General features: G+C 43.5%; 12 protein-coding genes and 1 pseudogene. 4 read left to right on the top strand and 9 right to left on the bottom strand.

Features of this window, described 5'->3' with window-relative positions:
* Positions 1-7: 7 nt before the first annotated feature.
* Both pbpC and BLW31_RS07205 read right to left on the bottom strand, forming a co-directional pair.
* Positions 8-2,326 carry a penicillin-binding protein 1C gene (pbpC, locus tag BLW31_RS07215; RefSeq protein ID WP_010537462.1) on the bottom strand — a complete coding sequence of 773 codons (2,319 nt, stop codon included), beginning with the start codon at positions 2,324-2,326 and terminating at the stop codon, positions 8-10.
* Between the two features lie 45 nt (positions 2,327-2,371).
* Positions 2,372-8,020 (bottom strand): alpha-2-macroglobulin family protein, encoded by a 5,649-nt coding sequence (locus BLW31_RS07205; protein ID WP_010537463.1) that lies wholly within the window; start codon positions 8,018-8,020, stop codon positions 2,372-2,374.
* A gap of 96 nt (positions 8,021-8,116) precedes the next feature.
* On the opposite strand from BLW31_RS07205, the gene bamJ reads away from it, so the two are divergent.
* From bamJ to BLW31_RS07185, 4 genes are all read left to right on the top strand, one after another.
* The gene (gene bamJ, locus BLW31_RS07200; protein WP_008766716.1) at positions 8,117-8,518 is read left to right on the top strand and encodes a BamJ family beta-barrel-assembly machinery protein; all 402 of its coding nucleotides are present in this window, start codon (positions 8,117-8,119) and stop codon (positions 8,516-8,518) included.
* Between the two features lie 15 nt (positions 8,519-8,533).
* Positions 8,534-9,091, top strand: coding sequence for a TlpA family protein disulfide reductase (locus BLW31_RS07195; protein WP_010537464.1), 558 nt, complete (start codon positions 8,534-8,536; stop codon positions 9,089-9,091).
* 1,187 nt (positions 9,092-10,278) lie between these two features.
* Positions 10,279-11,202, top strand: coding sequence for a HEPN domain-containing protein (locus BLW31_RS07190; RefSeq protein ID WP_029425469.1), 924 nt, complete (start codon positions 10,279-10,281; stop codon positions 11,200-11,202).
* A 9-nt stretch (positions 11,203-11,211) separates the two neighbouring features.
* A complete protein-coding gene (locus BLW31_RS07185) occupies positions 11,212-12,129 on the top strand; it encodes a HEPN domain-containing protein (RefSeq protein WP_010537466.1) in 918 nt (305 codons plus the stop codon).
* A gap of 54 nt (positions 12,130-12,183) precedes the next feature.
* On the opposite strand, the gene BLW31_RS07180 is transcribed toward BLW31_RS07185, so the two are convergent.
* The 7 genes and pseudogenes from BLW31_RS07180 to BLW31_RS07155 form a co-directional block, all read right to left on the bottom strand.
* The gene (locus tag BLW31_RS07180) at positions 12,184-13,239 is read right to left on the bottom strand and encodes an endonuclease/exonuclease/phosphatase family protein (RefSeq protein WP_010537467.1); all 1,056 of its coding nucleotides are present in this window, start codon (positions 13,237-13,239) and stop codon (positions 12,184-12,186) included.
* 119 nt (positions 13,240-13,358) lie between these two features.
* Positions 13,359-13,712: a DUF1622 domain-containing protein gene (locus BLW31_RS07175; RefSeq protein WP_008766711.1), complete on the bottom strand. Its 354-nt coding sequence runs from the start codon at positions 13,710-13,712 to the stop codon at positions 13,359-13,361.
* Positions 13,713-13,876: 164 nt separating this feature from the next.
* Positions 13,877-15,160, bottom strand: a complete 1,284-nt coding sequence (locus BLW31_RS07170) for a zinc-dependent metalloproteinase lipoprotein (RefSeq protein ID WP_010537468.1) — start codon at positions 15,158-15,160, stop codon at positions 13,877-13,879.
* A 114-nt stretch (positions 15,161-15,274) separates the two neighbouring features.
* A complete protein-coding gene (locus BLW31_RS07165) occupies positions 15,275-15,670 on the bottom strand; it encodes a hypothetical protein (protein WP_008760488.1) in 396 nt (131 codons plus the stop codon).
* Positions 15,671-15,808: 138 nt separating this feature from the next.
* Positions 15,809-16,021, bottom strand: a complete 213-nt coding sequence (locus BLW31_RS24690; protein WP_008760489.1) for a hypothetical protein — start codon at positions 16,019-16,021, stop codon at positions 15,809-15,811.
* Between the two features lie 262 nt (positions 16,022-16,283).
* Positions 16,284-16,375, bottom strand: a pseudogene (locus tag BLW31_RS25130) (GGGtGRT protein); the annotation flags it as partial.
* Positions 16,376-16,696: 321 nt separating this feature from the next.
* Positions 16,697-17,707, bottom strand: coding sequence for a GGGtGRT protein (locus BLW31_RS07155; protein WP_008760490.1), 1,011 nt, complete (start codon positions 17,705-17,707; stop codon positions 16,697-16,699).
* Positions 17,708-17,716 lie beyond the last annotated feature (9 nt).

Below are 17,716 nucleotides of genomic sequence, written 5' to 3'. Positions count from 1 at the left end.
ATGAATATCACTCAACAAAGAAAGTGGTGGAGATGGTATTTCCTTCACCGTCTACTGCCGTCAGCGAATGTTTGCCGGCGGCGGGTTGCAGGGAGATTTTGTGAAAGTCCTGTGTCTGCGCTTGGTAGGTCTCGTCAAGATGCCAGAAAACGGTAGCGTTAGGATTGTTGTGCGCCAGTTCTACAGTCAGGAAACCTTTGCTGCCATCCAGTTGCTTGGGCAGTTTGATGCGTGCGTTCATCGGAGGATATATAAATTGCATCGGCTGGAAAGTATCTTCTCCGCATCCGGCTTTAAAAGGAGGCAGCGGTTTATACTCCGGATGATGTTGCTTGTAATACCATTCCCATACGGGGGGCAGTGTGAACCAGCTTTTTCGAAGCGTAGGCTCCGTGTTGGCGCAATTTTCATAAATACGCTGGCTTTCATCGGCTGATAAAGTGACAAGATGGTGATAGGGGCATGCCTCTGTCCGCAGTCCTGCCGGTAAAACAAGAAGTGTGTCCGTTTCATCACAGAACCGTCCTTTTAGATGTCCCGATTTCCGGCAGACCTCTGCTTCGACAAAGATGCCCGCAGGACGTGTAAACCACGAAGAAGAGGGGAGCAGATTAAAAATATCGAATAGTACGGGACCGGCTGTCTGTGCACCTACCAGCCCGGGTTTTCCTTCTCCGGTGGCATTTCCTACCCATACGCCGACTGCATAGCGGGGCGTAACACCCACCGCCCAAGCATCCCGGAATCCGTAGCTTGTTCCGGTTTTCCATGCAATGGTCTGCATGGAAGGAATGGATTTCCAGTCAATCTCTTCGGGACGGTTGACTTCTTTCAAGGCATCGAATGTCTGCCATACGGCGCCTGGCTGAAAAGGATCGGTTGATTCTGTGATTCGGCTTGTCGGGAGCAACAGGCTGCATGATGTTTGCGGCAGTTGCAACAAACTGCGTCCCATCATTGCATATGCGTTTGTTACATCCCATAAAGTGGCTTCCGCTCCTCCCAGAATAAGTGATAAACCATAGTGGGAAGAAGAACGGTTGATGGTTTTTAGCCCGATCTGTTGCAGGAAGCTATGAAACTTCGGGACTCCGTATCTTTGCAGCATCGTGACTGCGGGAATATTTAATGAACGCGCGAGAGCTTCCGAAGCGGGAACAGCTCCTTCGAACTGCATACTGAAATTCTGTGGCGTAAATCCGTTGATATTGACGGGTACGTCCGGCAGCAACATATCCGGCAGTAAACTTCCTTCTTGTAACATTGCGTAATATAAGAAAGGTTTGAGAATACTGCCCGTACTTCTCGGAGCCTGAATGACGTCCACTTGATTTCCTCCTTGTTTCCGGTCGAAATGGACGTTGCCGCAGTATGCCACCACTTGATTGCTCGGAATGTCAATCACCAGAATAGCCAGATTGCGGATATCGCTTCGTCCGAACTCGTTGCTCCATCGTTCCGCCAGATCTTCTACTTGGGTTTGAATGCCCTTGTTGATGGTCGAACGGGAGTATTCGCCGTTTCGTTCCTGATAGAACCGGCTGACCAGGTACGGTGCGATTTGTGGGAGCGCATGAGGTTCATCGGGAAGTGGCTCGCTGATAGCCAGTTCGTAGGTAGACGAATCGATGGTTTTCTTTTCGAGAAGCTGTTTCAGCAGGCGGTTTCGTTTGTCAAGCAACGTTTTCCGTCCTTTGGACAGATGAATCATGGCGGGCGCGTTGGGAAGAACGGCAAGCATGGCAGACTCCGCCCACGATAAGTCATCGGCAGAATGTCCGAAGTAGCGCCATGCGGCGGCATCCAGTCCCACTACATTTCCCCCGAAAGGGGCATGGGAGATATACATGGAAAGAATCTCCTCTTTGGAAGCGCGAAATTCCAGGCGGGTGGCCCAGATCATTTCAATCAGTTTCTCACGGAAGGTGCGCGATTCGTTTCGTGCCAGGCGGATGGTCTGCATGGTCAGCGTGCTGCCTCCGCTTACGATGCGTTTATTCTTCACATTCTGATAGAAAGCTCTTCCGATAGCGAACGGATTGACTCCCCAATGGTGGTAGAAATGTTTGTCTTCGAAAGTGATGAGGCATTCCTTGATCTTTTCCGGAGTCGTGTTTCGGGGAGGGAATCTCCATTGGCCGTCGGAGGCGATGCGTGCACCCAGCAGTTCCTCGTTCCGGTCCGTCACTACTGTGGAGTAGGGGACATGAAACAGGTGGCGGGGAAGACAAAAGATATATCCTGTCACCAAAAAAGCAAGAATACAAAGTATTACTTTTTGGGTGACGGACAATCGTTTGAAGAAATTCAAGATTTTGCTTCCCATGCACTTATGCTATCTGTCAATGCTGTTTTATTGTTCAGAGTCTTGTCAGCGGCTGACAGTCGTTCTTCCCGCTTTGGTGCGTGCCTGTACCACTGCATCATACATAGCTTCGCACTGAATGGCCGGAAGAATGAAGTTACCTGCATAAGTTGCCTGCAACCTTACGGTAAATGTTTTCGATTCACCCCGTCGCAGATCGAAATAAGTCAATACCCGGTCGTCACGAATATCTTTATAGGTGTACTTATCGGCTGAACTTTCCGGAGTATTCGCTTCATTAGAATTGGAAGAGGACGCTTCCGGAACAATCATCCGTTCATTATATATTTCCCATCCGGACGGTATAATATGGGTCAGTGCCAGATTGCCGTAATCGGAAGTACCGCTGATATTGGATAGGGTGACCGCAGACATAAAGTCTGTTCCCTGTCTGATGTCTTCCACGGAAATCGGTGAACCTGCCATATCTGTGTATTTCACATCCAGCCGGATATTATCGGCAATGGCTGGCAGCGTATCATTCAGCAATTGGGTACGTGTAATCAGGTCTACGCTCAATGCTCCTTTGCCTTGATTCTTCACAGAGACTGTTCCCGATTTCGGAGAAGTAGCTATCTCCTTCTCAAATACGGCTTTAGCAGATTTCACGGCGGGCTGTTGCTTGCCGTTCCAGCTCCATGTGAAATCCAGTGTACCGGATAATTGCTCCGCAAGTCGTCCCATTGCCATCAGGGCAAAGGCGGTAGACTGCGTGCTGAACCAGTTTTCCTGTGCCAGATTCTGTGATACCTTCTTTGCCTGTTGCAACGCATCCCGATCCCGTTTCATCAGAATGAGCGTTTCCAGAATCATTGCTTCATCCCGGTCGGACGAACCGTAAATCAGATTCATGGAAGAGTAAGGAATGACGGTCGTTTCTGCGTTGTATACTAATTCTCCGGCAGGTTTCATCTTACCGGTCAGCGCGTAGGCGGCTGCCAGTCTCCATTTGGCTTGGATGGAGAGTCCCGGCTGTTCCTTCATGCGGTTCATGACTCCGTATTCCGGTGCACCGGCCAGTGCAAGGGTATAGAGGCGGAAGGCCTGCTGCAATTCCGATTGCCATATCTGCCAGTTGCTTGCTTCCTGCGGCATACGCCAGTTTTGGGCGGCGGCACGCTGGAAGCGTTTCCATTTGTTCAGTACGTTCGGATGAACGGCATACCCTTTTTCTTGTGCCAGTGTCAGGAACATACCCGTGTAAGAAGTGATCCATTCATCGGCGACGGCGTTGCCCGGCCAGTATACAAATCCGCCGTTGGGAAGCTGGCGGGCATATATCTGCCGGATAGCTTCCTGTACATTCGTCTTTATTTTCTCGGCCTCCTGTTCGTCCACTGCCTTGAACTGGGAGACGAATAAGAGAGGTAATGCTTTGGAAGTCAGTTGCTCTGTGCAATGATGTTGATAGTTGTATAAGAAGTCGAATCTACGGCTGATGTCTACCGACGGAATGCGGGAGATTTCCAGTTGCACCTGATTGTTAGCCGAAGAAGAACCTGCCAGTGTGTATGACAGTTCGGCCTCCTGACCGGCTTCTATCCATTGGCTGTTGCGTAAGGTAACCACCGGATTCGGATTCCGGACTTCTATTTCGATCGTTTCTTTGGTCTGCTGTCCGTTGCCGCTTGCCGTCAGGTGGATGGTTGCCTTTCCGGTTTTGCTGCCTGTTTTCAGAGTGAAGTATGCCAGTTGGTCACCCGGCTGGTCAAAAGTGAGTGACTGCTGGCGATTGCCCGTGATCTGTACGCCTGCGCCGGATGCTTCCAGCGATACGGTCACGTTCTTCACTTGGTTCTCCATAGCGAATACATTTACCGGAACGGTAATTTCTTCCTGCGTACTCAATACACGGGGCAGAGTAGACAACAGCATGAGCGGTGTCCGCACAAATGCAGTCTTTTCCGCATTTCCGTAAGCACCGTCCTGTCCGGCAACTACCATCGCACGTACAGAACCCACATACATCGGAAGCTTCAACGTATGTGTCTGTTGCTTGCCTTTCGCAAGATAGAAAGGACCGATGAATTTGACCACCGGTTTGAAACGGTTGGCTTTGGCATCTGCCGGTTTCAGCGAGGCATCTCCACCTGTGCTGAACAATGAACTGTAACGTCCGCCGGAAGCACCCAGCACATCGTCGTACATATCCCATGTACGGATGCCGAGAGCCTCGCGTGCATAAAACTCGTTCCACGGGTCGGGCGTCTTGAAGTTAGTCAGATCGAGCAGACCGTCATCCACAATCGCCAGTGTATAAGTCATCGGTTTTCCGCTTTTCTCGCTGACAGTCACGTTAAAGTCAGTTTCCGGACGCAGCACTTCCGGCATCTTGATCTGCGGTTGCAGAATCGTCTGACGGTTGGTCACAAATACCGGAGCAATGCCGTACATACGGATCGGCAGATCATTGACTGTCTGCGCATGAGGCTGCAACAGGCTGATATGCAGATAAACATTCGGAGCCATTTCCGGTGTAATCTTGAAGGTGAGTTTCGTATCTCCCTGATCGGACACTTCGAGCCATTGCTGCTGCAAGACGGTCGAACCGTTTTCGAGGGATACCAGCGCACGTCCTCCGGCGGCTGCGGGAATGATTGCCGTGGCTGTTTCTCCTATCTCATAAGAATCTTTGTCCAGTGAGAAAGCAAGCATCTTGATGCCGCTCGGGTCTGTCTTGTTCGAACGTCCGCGCCAGTCGGGCCAGTCGATGTAGACGGTTCCTCCGGTGGCGTGTCCGCTTTCACGGTCTTTCACGTACACCAGATAGCGTCCCCAATCCGGATAATTGATGCGGAACTTGAAGGAGGCTTTTCCTCCTGTGGTCTGCAGGTTACCACTGGCAACGGGAGTGATGGAACTGTTGTTGATGTAGGTTCCGAAAGACTCTTCACCGTTTTCCCACCACCAGCTCCAGCTGATCCGGTAGATTTTATATTCCAGATTGGAACGGTTCACCGGCTGTCCCTGATCGTTGACCGTCACGATGTCAAACACATGATCTTTGTCTGTTTCGATATACTTTCCTTTCGGCTGGTTCAGATTGATGCCCACATACGATGTGAACGGAGAGAAGGGAACAGTTTGCGAGTAAATGCTTGCATCTCCTCCCGGTTCGAAAACACGGGTGGTGAGCGTTGCATTCAGCATGCCCGGAGCACCCGTTGCTACCGGAAGCTGTATATTGACGCCTGCTCTTCCTTCCGCATCCAGCACCCCGTTGAACACATCCGCCCGGACGGTCGTAAAGTCCGTTGCCGGATTGTTGAACAGGTATTGCCCGTAGTTCTTGAACTGCGTATTGACCTTTGATAAGGACATTTCGACCTTGGCTTTCAGTCGCGATGCGGTGGCTCCCGTCAGCCATGAAGAAGTAAGCGGGGCATATACGTCTTTGCTCGAAGCCTGAAGGATGGTTGGTAAAGCTAGTGTAATCTTCAGACGGTTCGGCTTGATGGTTTCGATGCGCAGACTCTTGTGGAAGGCAGTTCCTCCTACTTTCACGTAGGCATTCCATAATCCGGTGGGATCGTCGGCTTGTGTGGGCACGGCAAATGTATAAAATCCGTTTGTACCCTGCGTAGAGATCATTTTGGTATAGAACTGTCCTCTTGGATTGTAAATCTCCAATGCTACCGGATGTTTGTCCGGAATGCGTTTCTCACGGTCTTCCAGCATGAAGGAAATATGCAGTGTATCTCCCGGACGCCATACGCCTCTCTCGCCATAGATAAATCCTTTCAGACCTTTCTGAATGTCTTTTCCTCCCACATCGAACCGGCTGACCGACTGCTCTTCGCCATCGACCACGCGTACATATGCCTTTTGCTTGTCCGCTTCGGCTACCGCTATGAAAGGAACTCCCTTCGGAGTGATTTCTACCAGCCCTTCACCGTTCGTCTCTCCCTTTCCAATCGGCTGGAGCTGGAAGTTGTAAATTGTTACCTGTGCTTTCGCTACCGGCTTCGTATCCAGAATGTTATTTACCGCAATCCACAACTTATTCAGTGAATTACGTTTCACAATCATTCCCAGATTGGAGGCAAAGATATTGCAGGCAGCTATCCGGTCGGAATTCATATAGTAGGACGGATGGCAGGGATTATCCCGTTCTGTCCATCGGTACTGGCTCCAGTCCATCGGCACGCTGCCGTTATAATAATAGTATGTTTCCGGAGTGTCCCATACCGCTTCATCGTCTTCCGACAATGTCTCTCCGCTGACTTTGGTCAGGTTGTCGGAAGACTTGTTGTCCGCGAACTGCATTTCCTTGTTTTCACTTCCCCCGCAAGGATAAGCGGAGTATTCCTGGCGGAACGAGAGGATGACACGGTAAATGGCTCCCGGCTCCTGATGAATCAATCCGGCAAGGTCTATCGAATAGTCTTCCCAGCGGTGCACATCTTTGGAAGAATCTTTCGCCAGCCACAATGTCTTCTTATAAACCAGTCGTCCCGAACGTCGCAATTCATTGGCTGAGGAGAGCGAGTTGTTCTGCATGAACATCAATACGTTGTTTTCGAAAATACGGATCACGCTCAAATCCACCGCATATAGATTGACGGCACGGAAGGGGATGATCAGACTTTTCGAATCGGGCAGGATAGCGGCGGAAGTAGCCATTTCTACCTGCGGTTTCAGGTTCAGTTCACTGAATGAGATGGAGTGGGAAGTGCCCAGCGGTTTGTCCTGGCTGTTTCTTATTCCTTCATGGATATTCAGCGTCAGTTTGTTCAGTTTGCCGGTTTCGAAGTAAACGAATACTTTATTTTCTTTGATCTGGAAAATAGAGGAAGAAACTTCCGGAACGTCGATGAGTCCTTTCAAATCCTGTGTGTTGGATACAGGGTCGGAGAATATGATTTCAATTCCGTTTTCCGGTTGGTCGATGCGTACGGCGGACAGGAAGCGGAAACTGTTCTTTGCCGGGATCAGAATACTTTCGTTTTGGGTACGGTCGATGCCTGCCGGATTGCCTTTGGCGGTAATTTCCAGTTGGTAATCTTCCGCTTCTTTGGTTATCTGACTGATGCTGAATGCGTATCGGGTCGGGTGATCTGTCTGGGTGATTTCAATCGGATAGCTTTTGTTCTTTTCGCTTCCGGCTGTGAGCATTTTCTCTACTTCCTCTTTTTTCACTACATCGCTGAAACGTATTTCACCCGTTACGGTCACTTGGTCGGGCTGGGTGGCTGTGACGGTTATCGGATCGGTATGAATACTAAAGTTTCGTTCCTGCACGCGGAAGGAGAAGTTGAATTCTTCCAGCTTTTTGTCTACATCGACGAAATCTCCCAGGTGGAAGGTTCCTTCGTAAAAGGCGCCTGGTTTCAGTGCCCCTTCTTCGGGGACAAATTCAATGGTATTGTTGCTGACCCAATACGTTTTTCCTTTCAATGAAGGAGAGAAACTGAACGGATTGTCTTTCAGTTCCTGATTCAGGTCTACCATCGGCTGGTCCTGTGTCAGCTCTATGCGTATCGTTGAGTTTTGCGAAATCACTCCTCCCGTATAAGCATTGACGTATGGAGCGTATTCGGCAGAAGGAATAATGTCTTTCTGATTACTTTTACAGGACGAAAATCCCGCAATTACTGTCAAAAGAATCAAGAATAGTCCGGCAGCAGCGCTGCATCTGGTTTTAATTTGTCCCATAGCGATGAGTTTTTATGATTCAACAAACAAATATACAGTTTTTATGGAAGATTTCTCTTAAATCTGCTTACTTTTGTACATTCAAATCATGTATTTATGGGAAGAAAGCAAGAATATAAAGAGACGAATTTGGAGTTCTTGAAAGAATTGTCATCGCAGGAAGGTGTTTATGCCTTGCCTTGCGGCATCTATTATAAGGTTTTGGAGACCGGTACGGGGACTGTTTTTCCTAATGTGCGGAGTATTGTTACCGTTCATTATAAAGGGAGTCTGATTAACGGTCGGGTGTTCGATAATTCTTATGAACGTAATTGTCCGGAAGCTTTCCGCCTCTGCGATGTAATAGATGGTTGGCAACTGGCGCTCCAACGGATGCGTGCGGGAGATAAATGGATCATCTATATACCTTACACGATGGGATACGGAACCCGTGCATCCGGTCCGATTCCGGCTTTTTCGACATTGGTATTTGAGGTAGAGCTTTTGGGAGTTGCATAACTAACGAAGAAAGATATGAAAGTGGAAATAAGAAGCAAAGTGGTGATATTGCTATGTATCGTTCTGGCAGTTTTTTCTTCCTGTATCACGGACGATGATGATGATAGGGGAGACTTTGCTCTTGTTGCCGGTGACGCCCTTCCTCAGTTTTCGGTAGAGATGAGTGATGGGGGAATGTTGAATACGCAGTCATTTAGCGGGAAGGTTGGAGTGATTGTCTTTTTTCATACGGATTGTCCGGATTGTCAGAAAGAACTTCCGGTTATTCAGAAAGTTTATGATACATATAAAGAGAATCCGGATGTATTATTGTCTTGTATCAGCCGTTCAGAATCGGGCTCTGAAGTACAAGCCTATTGGGAAAAACATTCGTTTACCTTGCCTTTTTCCGCTCAGAATGATGATGCTGTCTTTTCGCTTTTTGCTTCCCATACCATTCCCCGTATATTGATAACAGACAAGGAGGGGATTATTCGTGCTGTATATACAGATGATCCTTTGGCGACCTATCAAGAATTGGCAAAAGATATCGATGCTGTCTTAATCGATAAGTTGTCCGGGAATGAACGATAGCTCATTTGTTGCAAATCAACAGATGGTTTAATCTGGCTTTTTCTATTATTTGTTTTCATTCTTATAGACTGGTAAAAAAAACTTATTTGTATTATATATTTACGATATTCCCCGGGGGATTAACAATTTTTATGTCAGTAAATGCAGGGTGGAACGGCAGAAGACTGGAAAAATAAAAAAGATGATCTGTTAATTGATTATCAGGACTTTAATTGTTGTGCTATCCCTACAGAAAAGTAAATCTACTGACACTACTGACAACTGACACCTTAAGGCCTCTTTACAGAGAATACATCCAAGAGGAATGGATGAGTATGTAAATTAAAATGCCTTTAAATAACTCTTAATCACTGAAGTTCCGCAAATTCTTTATATTATTGACAAACAGTAGTATCTCAATTGGGAGTGACTAAAAAGTCGGTAGTATCTTAAGTCTCCTCCCAGGAGGGAGGGGAATTAAGATAGTTTGGATAACGCAAAAGTAACTTGCGAAACTTGAATTAATCATAGTTTACTAATAACTTTGTCATCACTGGAAGAAAGAAGCCTATTCAACGCTGTTGAATTTGTATTCCTACCTTCGTCCGGTTATTCATATTTGTTGTAGTGTATATATTTACAAATGAATGAATGGAAAAGTACTGCCACTAAATGTTCCATACTGACAGAGTGTGCATGAAATTAATATTTTAGATGTTTATAATGTGTTGATAATTAGTAATGTATGCAAACGGAAAAAGAAATGTTATTACTAAAGAAACGCTAAAGTGGCAGTTGTCAGTGTCAGTAGGGAATAAAGGACTTTTTAATGGTGCAAATAGTATACATATGTGAGTGCGAAAGAACAGAAATACAAAGAGAAAAGAACGAAAAGTGAAAGGAAATGAGGCAGAGGAGTGTAACGATTGAAGTACTTGAAGAGGGAAAATGATGTACAAGAATGTAAGAAGTAAAGTACTGGAGTTGAGAGTTTGAAGTACTTGAGTTGGAAGTATGAAGTACGAGAAACTGCAAGATGAAGTACAAGAGTTGATGGGAGTAAGTACTAGAATCAATGGAATGAAAAATAGCAGACATGCCATTTCTTAGTATAACACACTATCAAAGTCTTGAAAAAAGCGTTTCAAGACAATCATTAATACACTGATTTAAGTTATCTTTGCGGTTAAGAATAGATGATTGTCATTATGAAAAGATCAATAAAGCGTTTGCCCAAACGCACACAGGAAGAGTTGGCAGTACTGCAAGAACTGATATTGCAGTACCTTGTGAATGTACGTATGATTATCCTCTATGGGAGTTATGCACGTGGAGAATATGTCATTTGGGATGAAACATACGACGAACGAGGTGGACTTACTTACTACCAAAGCGACCTTGATATTCTGGTGATATGTGATACGGGCGATGCTATTAAAGCGGAGAATCATGCGAACGCCTTTGTTGTTCCTAAGTATGATAAACGAATGGAAGGAAGGAGACATCCTGCACCACCTCAGATCATTGTTGAAAGCACGACGACCGTTAATCGGGCTATAAGAAGAAAACATTATTTTTTTTATGAGGCCTTAAGAGATGGCATTCTATTATATGACGACGGCACGTTTCAGATTGGCAAACCGGAGAAGTTGCCGTATCGGGAAATAAAGCAATATGCGGAGGAAGAATATGCAGGATGTTTCGACATGGCAGAGGGATTATTAAGACATGGAAAATTGGCTCAAGTGGAAAAAGAATATAAATTAGGTTCATTCTTTTTACATCAAGCTTGCGAACGTTACTACAAGACGTATATGCTTGTCCATAGTGGCACTCGCCCTAAATCCCATAAATTGGAAGTGTTGGGCCCGATGGCTAAAAGCCGTTCACGAGGTTTCGCGAATGTATTTCCAGTTAATACTCCCGAAGATAGAGAAGCGTTTGATAAATTATGTCGGGCGTATATCGAAGCTCGGTACAACCGACTATTCACTGTCAGTGAAGAACAATACGAATACATGCTGGCACGAACGGAAGCATTGCGCGAGGTGACTATTCGGGAGTGTGCCGCACGCATTGCGTATTATGATAAGATGATAGAGAAGGAAGAGCGTTATGCAACAAATAGATAGATTGTCATTATGAAAAGATCAATAAAACGTTTACCCAAACGCACACAGGAAGAGTTGGCAGTGCTGCAAGAACTGATATTGCAGTACCTTGTGAATGTACGTATGATTATCCTTTATGGGAGTTATGCACGTGGAGAATATGTCATTTGGGATGAAACATACGACGAACGAGGTGGACTTACTTACTACCAAAGTGACCTTGATATTCTGGTGATATGTGATACGGGCGATGCTGTTAAAGCAGAGAATCATGCGAACGCCTTTGTCGTTCCTAAGTATGATAAACGAATGGAAGGGAAGCGGCACCCGGCACCACCGCAAATCATTGTTGAAAGCACGACGACCGTTAATCGGGCTATAAGAAGAAAACATTATTTTTTTTATGAGATCATAAAAGATGGCATTCTATTATATGACGACGGCACGTTTCAGATTGGCAAACCTGAGAAGTTGCCGTATCGGGAAATTAAGCAATATGCGGAGGAAGAATATGCAGGATGCTTCGACATGGCAGAAAGTTTTTTAAGATCTGGACAGACTGCCAACAAAAGCAATGATTTAAAATACGGTTCGTTCGAATTGCATCAAGCTTGCGAACGTTACTACAAAGCCTATATGCTTGTCTATGGCGGCACTCGCCCTAAGTCTCATAAATTGGAAGTGTTGGGCCCGATGGCTAAAAGCCGTTCACGAGGTTTCGCTAATGTCTTTCCAGTTAATACTCCCGAAGATAGAGAAGCGTTCGATAAATTATGTCGGGCGTATATCGAAGCTCGGTACAACCGACTATTCACTGTCAGTGAAGAACAATACGAATATATGCTGGCACGAACGGAAGCATTGCGCGAGGTGACTATTCGGGAGTGTGCCGCACGCATTGCGTATTATGATAAGATGATAGAGAAGGAAGAGAATTCTCTGATTTGAAGCTTTGGAATTTTAGGGTGACGCACGATGAAAGTCACCCTACTCAATATACTATTACCGTTTTTTCCGAATCTTAAAGATTGCGAGATTACCTTTATGGTCGCTGGGCCAAATACAAGAAGGCGTCAGAATCTTATCCTTAGAATCGTTTTCTGTTATTTTTCCCCGGACAACTGTTTCGGAGGGACCTACCAACTTGCTATCCTTCATGGAAAGCATCGACTCCAATGGATGATAATAAATGAAATCAATCCGGTCACGTTCGTCTGCCTCAGGCGCCCAAGCCAACTTTTCCAGTTTAGCCTCTTCTGCGAGTTTGTTTCCGGCAGGGAATGTAAAACCGGGATATCGAACTGTATTGGGATATTTTTCACGATAAGCATCTTTGAATCCTGCTTTGCTCAACATCATTGAGCAGTCCCAATGAATGACAGCCCCATTATGATCCCACAAATCCTTTGTATCTGCCTGCCAGTCTAAATGAGAGGGCTCATTAAAATCTCCTCCCATGATTATCGGGCGGCCTTGTTGAATGTCAGATTGTACTTCCTGAATAAAAGCACGGATGGTTTCATCCCGGAAAGACTGTCTGTTTGCTTTCAAGACTTCTTCTTCATCTGTTATCGGCTTATCCATTTTCTTCCAGGTAGTACCATTATATCCACGTGGCATATAGCATTGATAATGCCGGTAGTCCAAATGACAAGAATAGAAAGATACGGGTTGGCCTTCGATTGTTGCAACCATTTTCACCATAGCACGACCTTCGTCACCAGGTACGATGCAGCATTTGGTCCAACTGTCCGGCTTGAATTTACTCAAAACACCGATTGCCAGATCAAACGTTTCACCATAGTAATGTTTTCCTCTCTTCTCCAGCTCTTCGATCACATGAGGGATAAACTGTTTTCCGTCTCTGATTTCGCACAGAAAAACGACATCCGCATCCATCTGATCCAGTACATCAATAATGCCTTGATCTCCGTTGGGTACTTTAGTACATCCATGCCACAGGTTTAATTGGAAAACGGTAAAAGTGTCTTTCGCTTTTGCATGGCAAACATTGACCAGACAAAACAAGCAAAGTAATAATAGTAAGTTCTTTTTCATATCGTGTCTTTTATATTCTTTGGAATTTCAGTCATTGTGAAATTCATTGATATATTCCATACCATAGGTCATTAAGAATTCATGCAAAAGTAATACATTTTTTATTTATTCCAATCTATTTATGTGCTTTTTGAATTTTCTTCTTCGGCCAGTTCTTTTATTTCTTTATTCAGAAAGACTGACAATACAGTTCTTACTATAACTACACCTCCTAAAATAGCCAGTTCGTCTAGAGTCGGGTCTACTACGGTCTTTAGTATGTCTGATGCAATTAGAAATTCTAATCCCAATAAGAGGTAACTGCCGAAATCAGCTCTCAGCTGCCGGACATTATTGATGGTATAGGTTCCGTTGATCCGTTTGAATTCGTTACGGAGAAAAGCGATGAATCCTACGAATACTCCATAGGTTACAATCAATAAGCTGATTACGCCAATGATGGTGGCCAGTATGTTTAAAAATGTCAGTAGCATCGTTTCATGATGTTTGGTTATATTGTAATAACAAGTTATCCTGTATAAAAGTTTTGTATTGTGATGTAGAAAACGGATAATTAGTTATTGTCAAATTCCTGACATTTGACTACTATGGAGGAACAGTCGATGAAATACTTGCTGCCCCGTTTTACCTGATTATGTTATTTCATTATACATATTGGCAAATTCAATCTGCCTTGTACGCCTCTGGTATCTATTCTGCTTTCTTTGGGACCTGGAATAAGTGGGCTATAGTTTAAGATATGGCGTATTCTTTTTCGTTGTTCTAAAGTTATTTCATTATAAAAGCAATATGCATAGTCCATAATGTTGTGTGCTTCATATTCTCCTTTTTCACAGCTATATCGTTTAGCTAAATCTTTTAATTGATATTTTTTCTGCTTATCCAAATTGTTAAGCCATTGTTCATACTCACTACGGTTATAACTGGGAGTATCTTTGCAATAATCAGTATCGGTACACATTGAAGTGGTCCCTCCTTCTGAGAATACATGACGTAATCCTAAATAGTGTCCGAGTTCGTGTGCTAATGTTATTGCAGCATCGTTTTGATTAATTCTTTCATCTGTACTTTGCTCATAAATATATGAACTATTGATCGATATACAATATGGGAAACTCAAATTCTCTAAAGTGATCCACGAAGCTGATACCTGTTGAGTCCCTTCTAAAAAAAAGTCCTTTAAACTATATGGAAATGTAGATATGCCTAAAATCTGCGAATCCGTAAAAGGATATACCATTATGTTAATGTATTCATTGGGTTCCCATAGTAAAGATGTATATTTTCCTGTATTATCTCTCATAAACTTTTCGCAATCAATAGGAAGCTCATTAAATGGCACTCTTTCTACTCCAGGTTCTGGTAATGTGGTTCCATTCTTATCTTTGGTTGCTAATACAAATTCGAGATTTATATCAATTCCACACTTTTCAGATTGATAGAAATGGTTAGTTCGCACTAATACATCTTTTAAATGGTCTTCTTTTATATATTGATTTATGTCATTTTCGTTTTGATAAAGAACATGGAAAATAACGGGTAATTGATAGTGTATTTTATCTAAATCTGGATTAACTTCTCCTTTTTGTTGTGAAATCTTGATTGTTTGGTTTATCCCTTGGGCGGATATGATTAGATTAGTTTGTCTGTTTGCATGTTTGGTGTTAGCTAGAATTTTTATAGTAAGTATATCGTTTCCTTCTCCTTGATATTTGTCTGGTATGCACCAATCAGCTGAATTTGCGATGATCCATTCAGAATTAGATGTGATAGCAACAGTTATTTTCCCTCCGTTATTGTCGATGTTACGGAAGATGTTTTGTGAAATTTCAAGTTTTATATCATCGATTTTCTCCGAATGATCACAGCTTGTGGCTAGAAATAGTAATGTAAAGAGAATAGTGTTATATACAATTTTCATAGCTTTTATTTATAAAAGCCGTAATTTCTCATTTTCAAGAAAAGGGAAATTACGGCTTTGGGATATTTGTAACCTTTACTGAATTTCTACTTTTACTGTAAAGATTGGTGGGCTTTAATCACGAGTTCCGGTAAAAGTGGTCATACTTCCTGCATTATTAAGGAAACTTATAGTCATTGCTTTACCTGTAACAGTTATGTTGATACCAGATGAGCTTTCGCTTGAAAGAATGTATTGATTGCCTTCTTTAGTAACATTGTAATTTTCACTACCGTTATCTGTGTAGAAGTCAGCGGTAACTTTTACTACAGAAGAAGATACTTTGGTAACAGTGACTACATATGCATCAGCTGTAACATTAGTTCCAACTTTGAGTTTACCTGTATAAACTCCTGCTATGCTGGCACTGAAATCACCAGACGTTTCATCATCATCATCTCCACATGATACAAATGACAGGCTTGATATAAGCACAATCATCAACATACTTAAAATTCTAAATTGTTTCATCTTTTTTGTTTTTAATGTGTAATCTTTTTAGTCATATACTTTGGTTGTCTTAAAAAACTTTGCAAAGATACATGCTCTTTAAACATAAATATCCTTTTAATTGTTGCTGTTTTATATACAAGGTTGTAGAAGATATTTCTATGTTCTGTTGTTATATATATCAGAATATATTTGGAAGAAATTGTATTCTAATATAATGGATATACGTAACAACAGTTCTGTATCTAAGCTCTGTCTTCTAAATATATTATATACATTAGTTCGATCGCAATAGAGTCGTCTTGCGAACCATGTGACCGAGCGTTCTTGGCGATGGAGCTCTTTTTCAATAATTTGTCCGATGTGTGTCATACTGGATTATTTTCGAGAGTTTATTTTATGTAATTCTTTATTTTCTAAAATTCTCTCTTTATATCCTCTTCTCTTTTTAATAATTTATGGATATTATTATCTCATTGCAAAGATATGTTATAAGCTGGTTCATGGTAAGAATTTGTTGTAGAGAACTAAACAACGATAGTGTAGATTATTTGTAACAATCATCATCTTTTTTATAAAAATAGGAGAGTGCCTTATAAAAAATACTCTCCTGTATAATAATAAGTAACTTTTATTACTTAGCTAAGGCCTGAGCTACGTCTACAGCGCAAGCCACAGTGCAACTTACCATTGGGGGTTACCAATTCCCAAGAATCCTATCATTTCGGCTTCTTGTAAACTATAGCAATCTGTTATTAATCAATGCTATAATAGTTATTCATAAATGATTTGAGTTGGCAAAAGATATTAACTCTTCGATTTGCCCTCTCTCATAGCTTTCTGCTGGTTCAAGCGTTCCTGCTGCTTCTTTTGATTATGATTTTATGTAAATGTAGCTTTCATTGTATATAAATCTATCATTCAACAATTCTAAATGATAGGTGAGATAAGGTATCTGAAACTGCCATCTACTTCAAATTACCACAAATAAAAAAACTCCTGTAATCACATGGACTACAGGAGTTTATTTATATAATGTAACTTTAATTACTTAGCCAAAGCCTGAGCTACGTCAACAGCACAAGCTACTGTACAACCTACCATCGGGTTGTTACCGATACCGAGGAATCCCATCATTTCTACGTGAGCAGGAACTGATGAAGAACCAGCGAACTGAGCGTCTGAGTGCATACGGCCCATCGTGTCTGTCATGCCATAAGAAGCCGGACCGGCAGCCATGTTGTCCGGGTGAAGAGTACGGCCTGTACCACCACCGGAAGCAACTGAGAAGTATGGCTTACCAGCCAATACACGTTCTTTCTTGTAAGTACCTGCAACCGGGTGTTGGAAACGAGTCGGGTTAGTAGAGTTACCTGTGATAGATACGTCTACGCCTTCTTTCCACATGATAGCTACACCTTCGCGAACATCGTCAGCACCGTAGCATTTTACTTTTGCACGAGGACCGTCAGAGTAAGCGATTTCGCGAACTACTTTCAGCTCACCAGTGAAATAATCAAACTGAGTCTGAACATAAGTAAAACCATTGATACGAGAGATGATCTGAGCAGCGTCTTTTCCAAGACCGTTCAGGATGCAACGCAATGGCTCTTTACGTACTTTGTCTGCTTTTGCAGCGATTTTGATAGCACCTTCAGCAGCAGCGAAAGATTCGTGACCTGCAAGGAATGCGAAACATTTAGTTTCTTCGCGAAGCAACATAGCAGCCAGGTTACCATGACCGATACCAACCTTACGGTCGTCAGCTACAGAACCCGGGATACAGAATGCCTGCAAACCGATACCGATAGCTTCAGCAGCTTCAGCAGCGTTTGTGCAGTTCTTCTTAAGAGCAATTGCAGTACCTACCACATAAGCCCATTTTGCGTTTTCAAAACAGATAGGCTGAGTTTCTTCACACGTTTTATAAGGATCAAGTCCGGCAGCTTCGCAGATTGCGTTAGCTTCTTCGATGTCTTTGATGCCGTTAGCGTTCAAGGCTTCAATGATACCTTTGATACGACGGTCTTGGCTTTCGAATTTTACTTCTCTAATCATAGTTTCTTT

Origin of the sequence: Bacteroides faecis MAJ27, assembly GCF_900106755.1 — a bacterium.
Classification (GTDB): domain Bacteria; phylum Bacteroidota; class Bacteroidia; order Bacteroidales; family Bacteroidaceae; genus Bacteroides; species Bacteroides faecis.
Note: the sequence above shows the minus strand (reverse complement) of the source record. Positions and strands in the feature narration are given on the sequence as shown.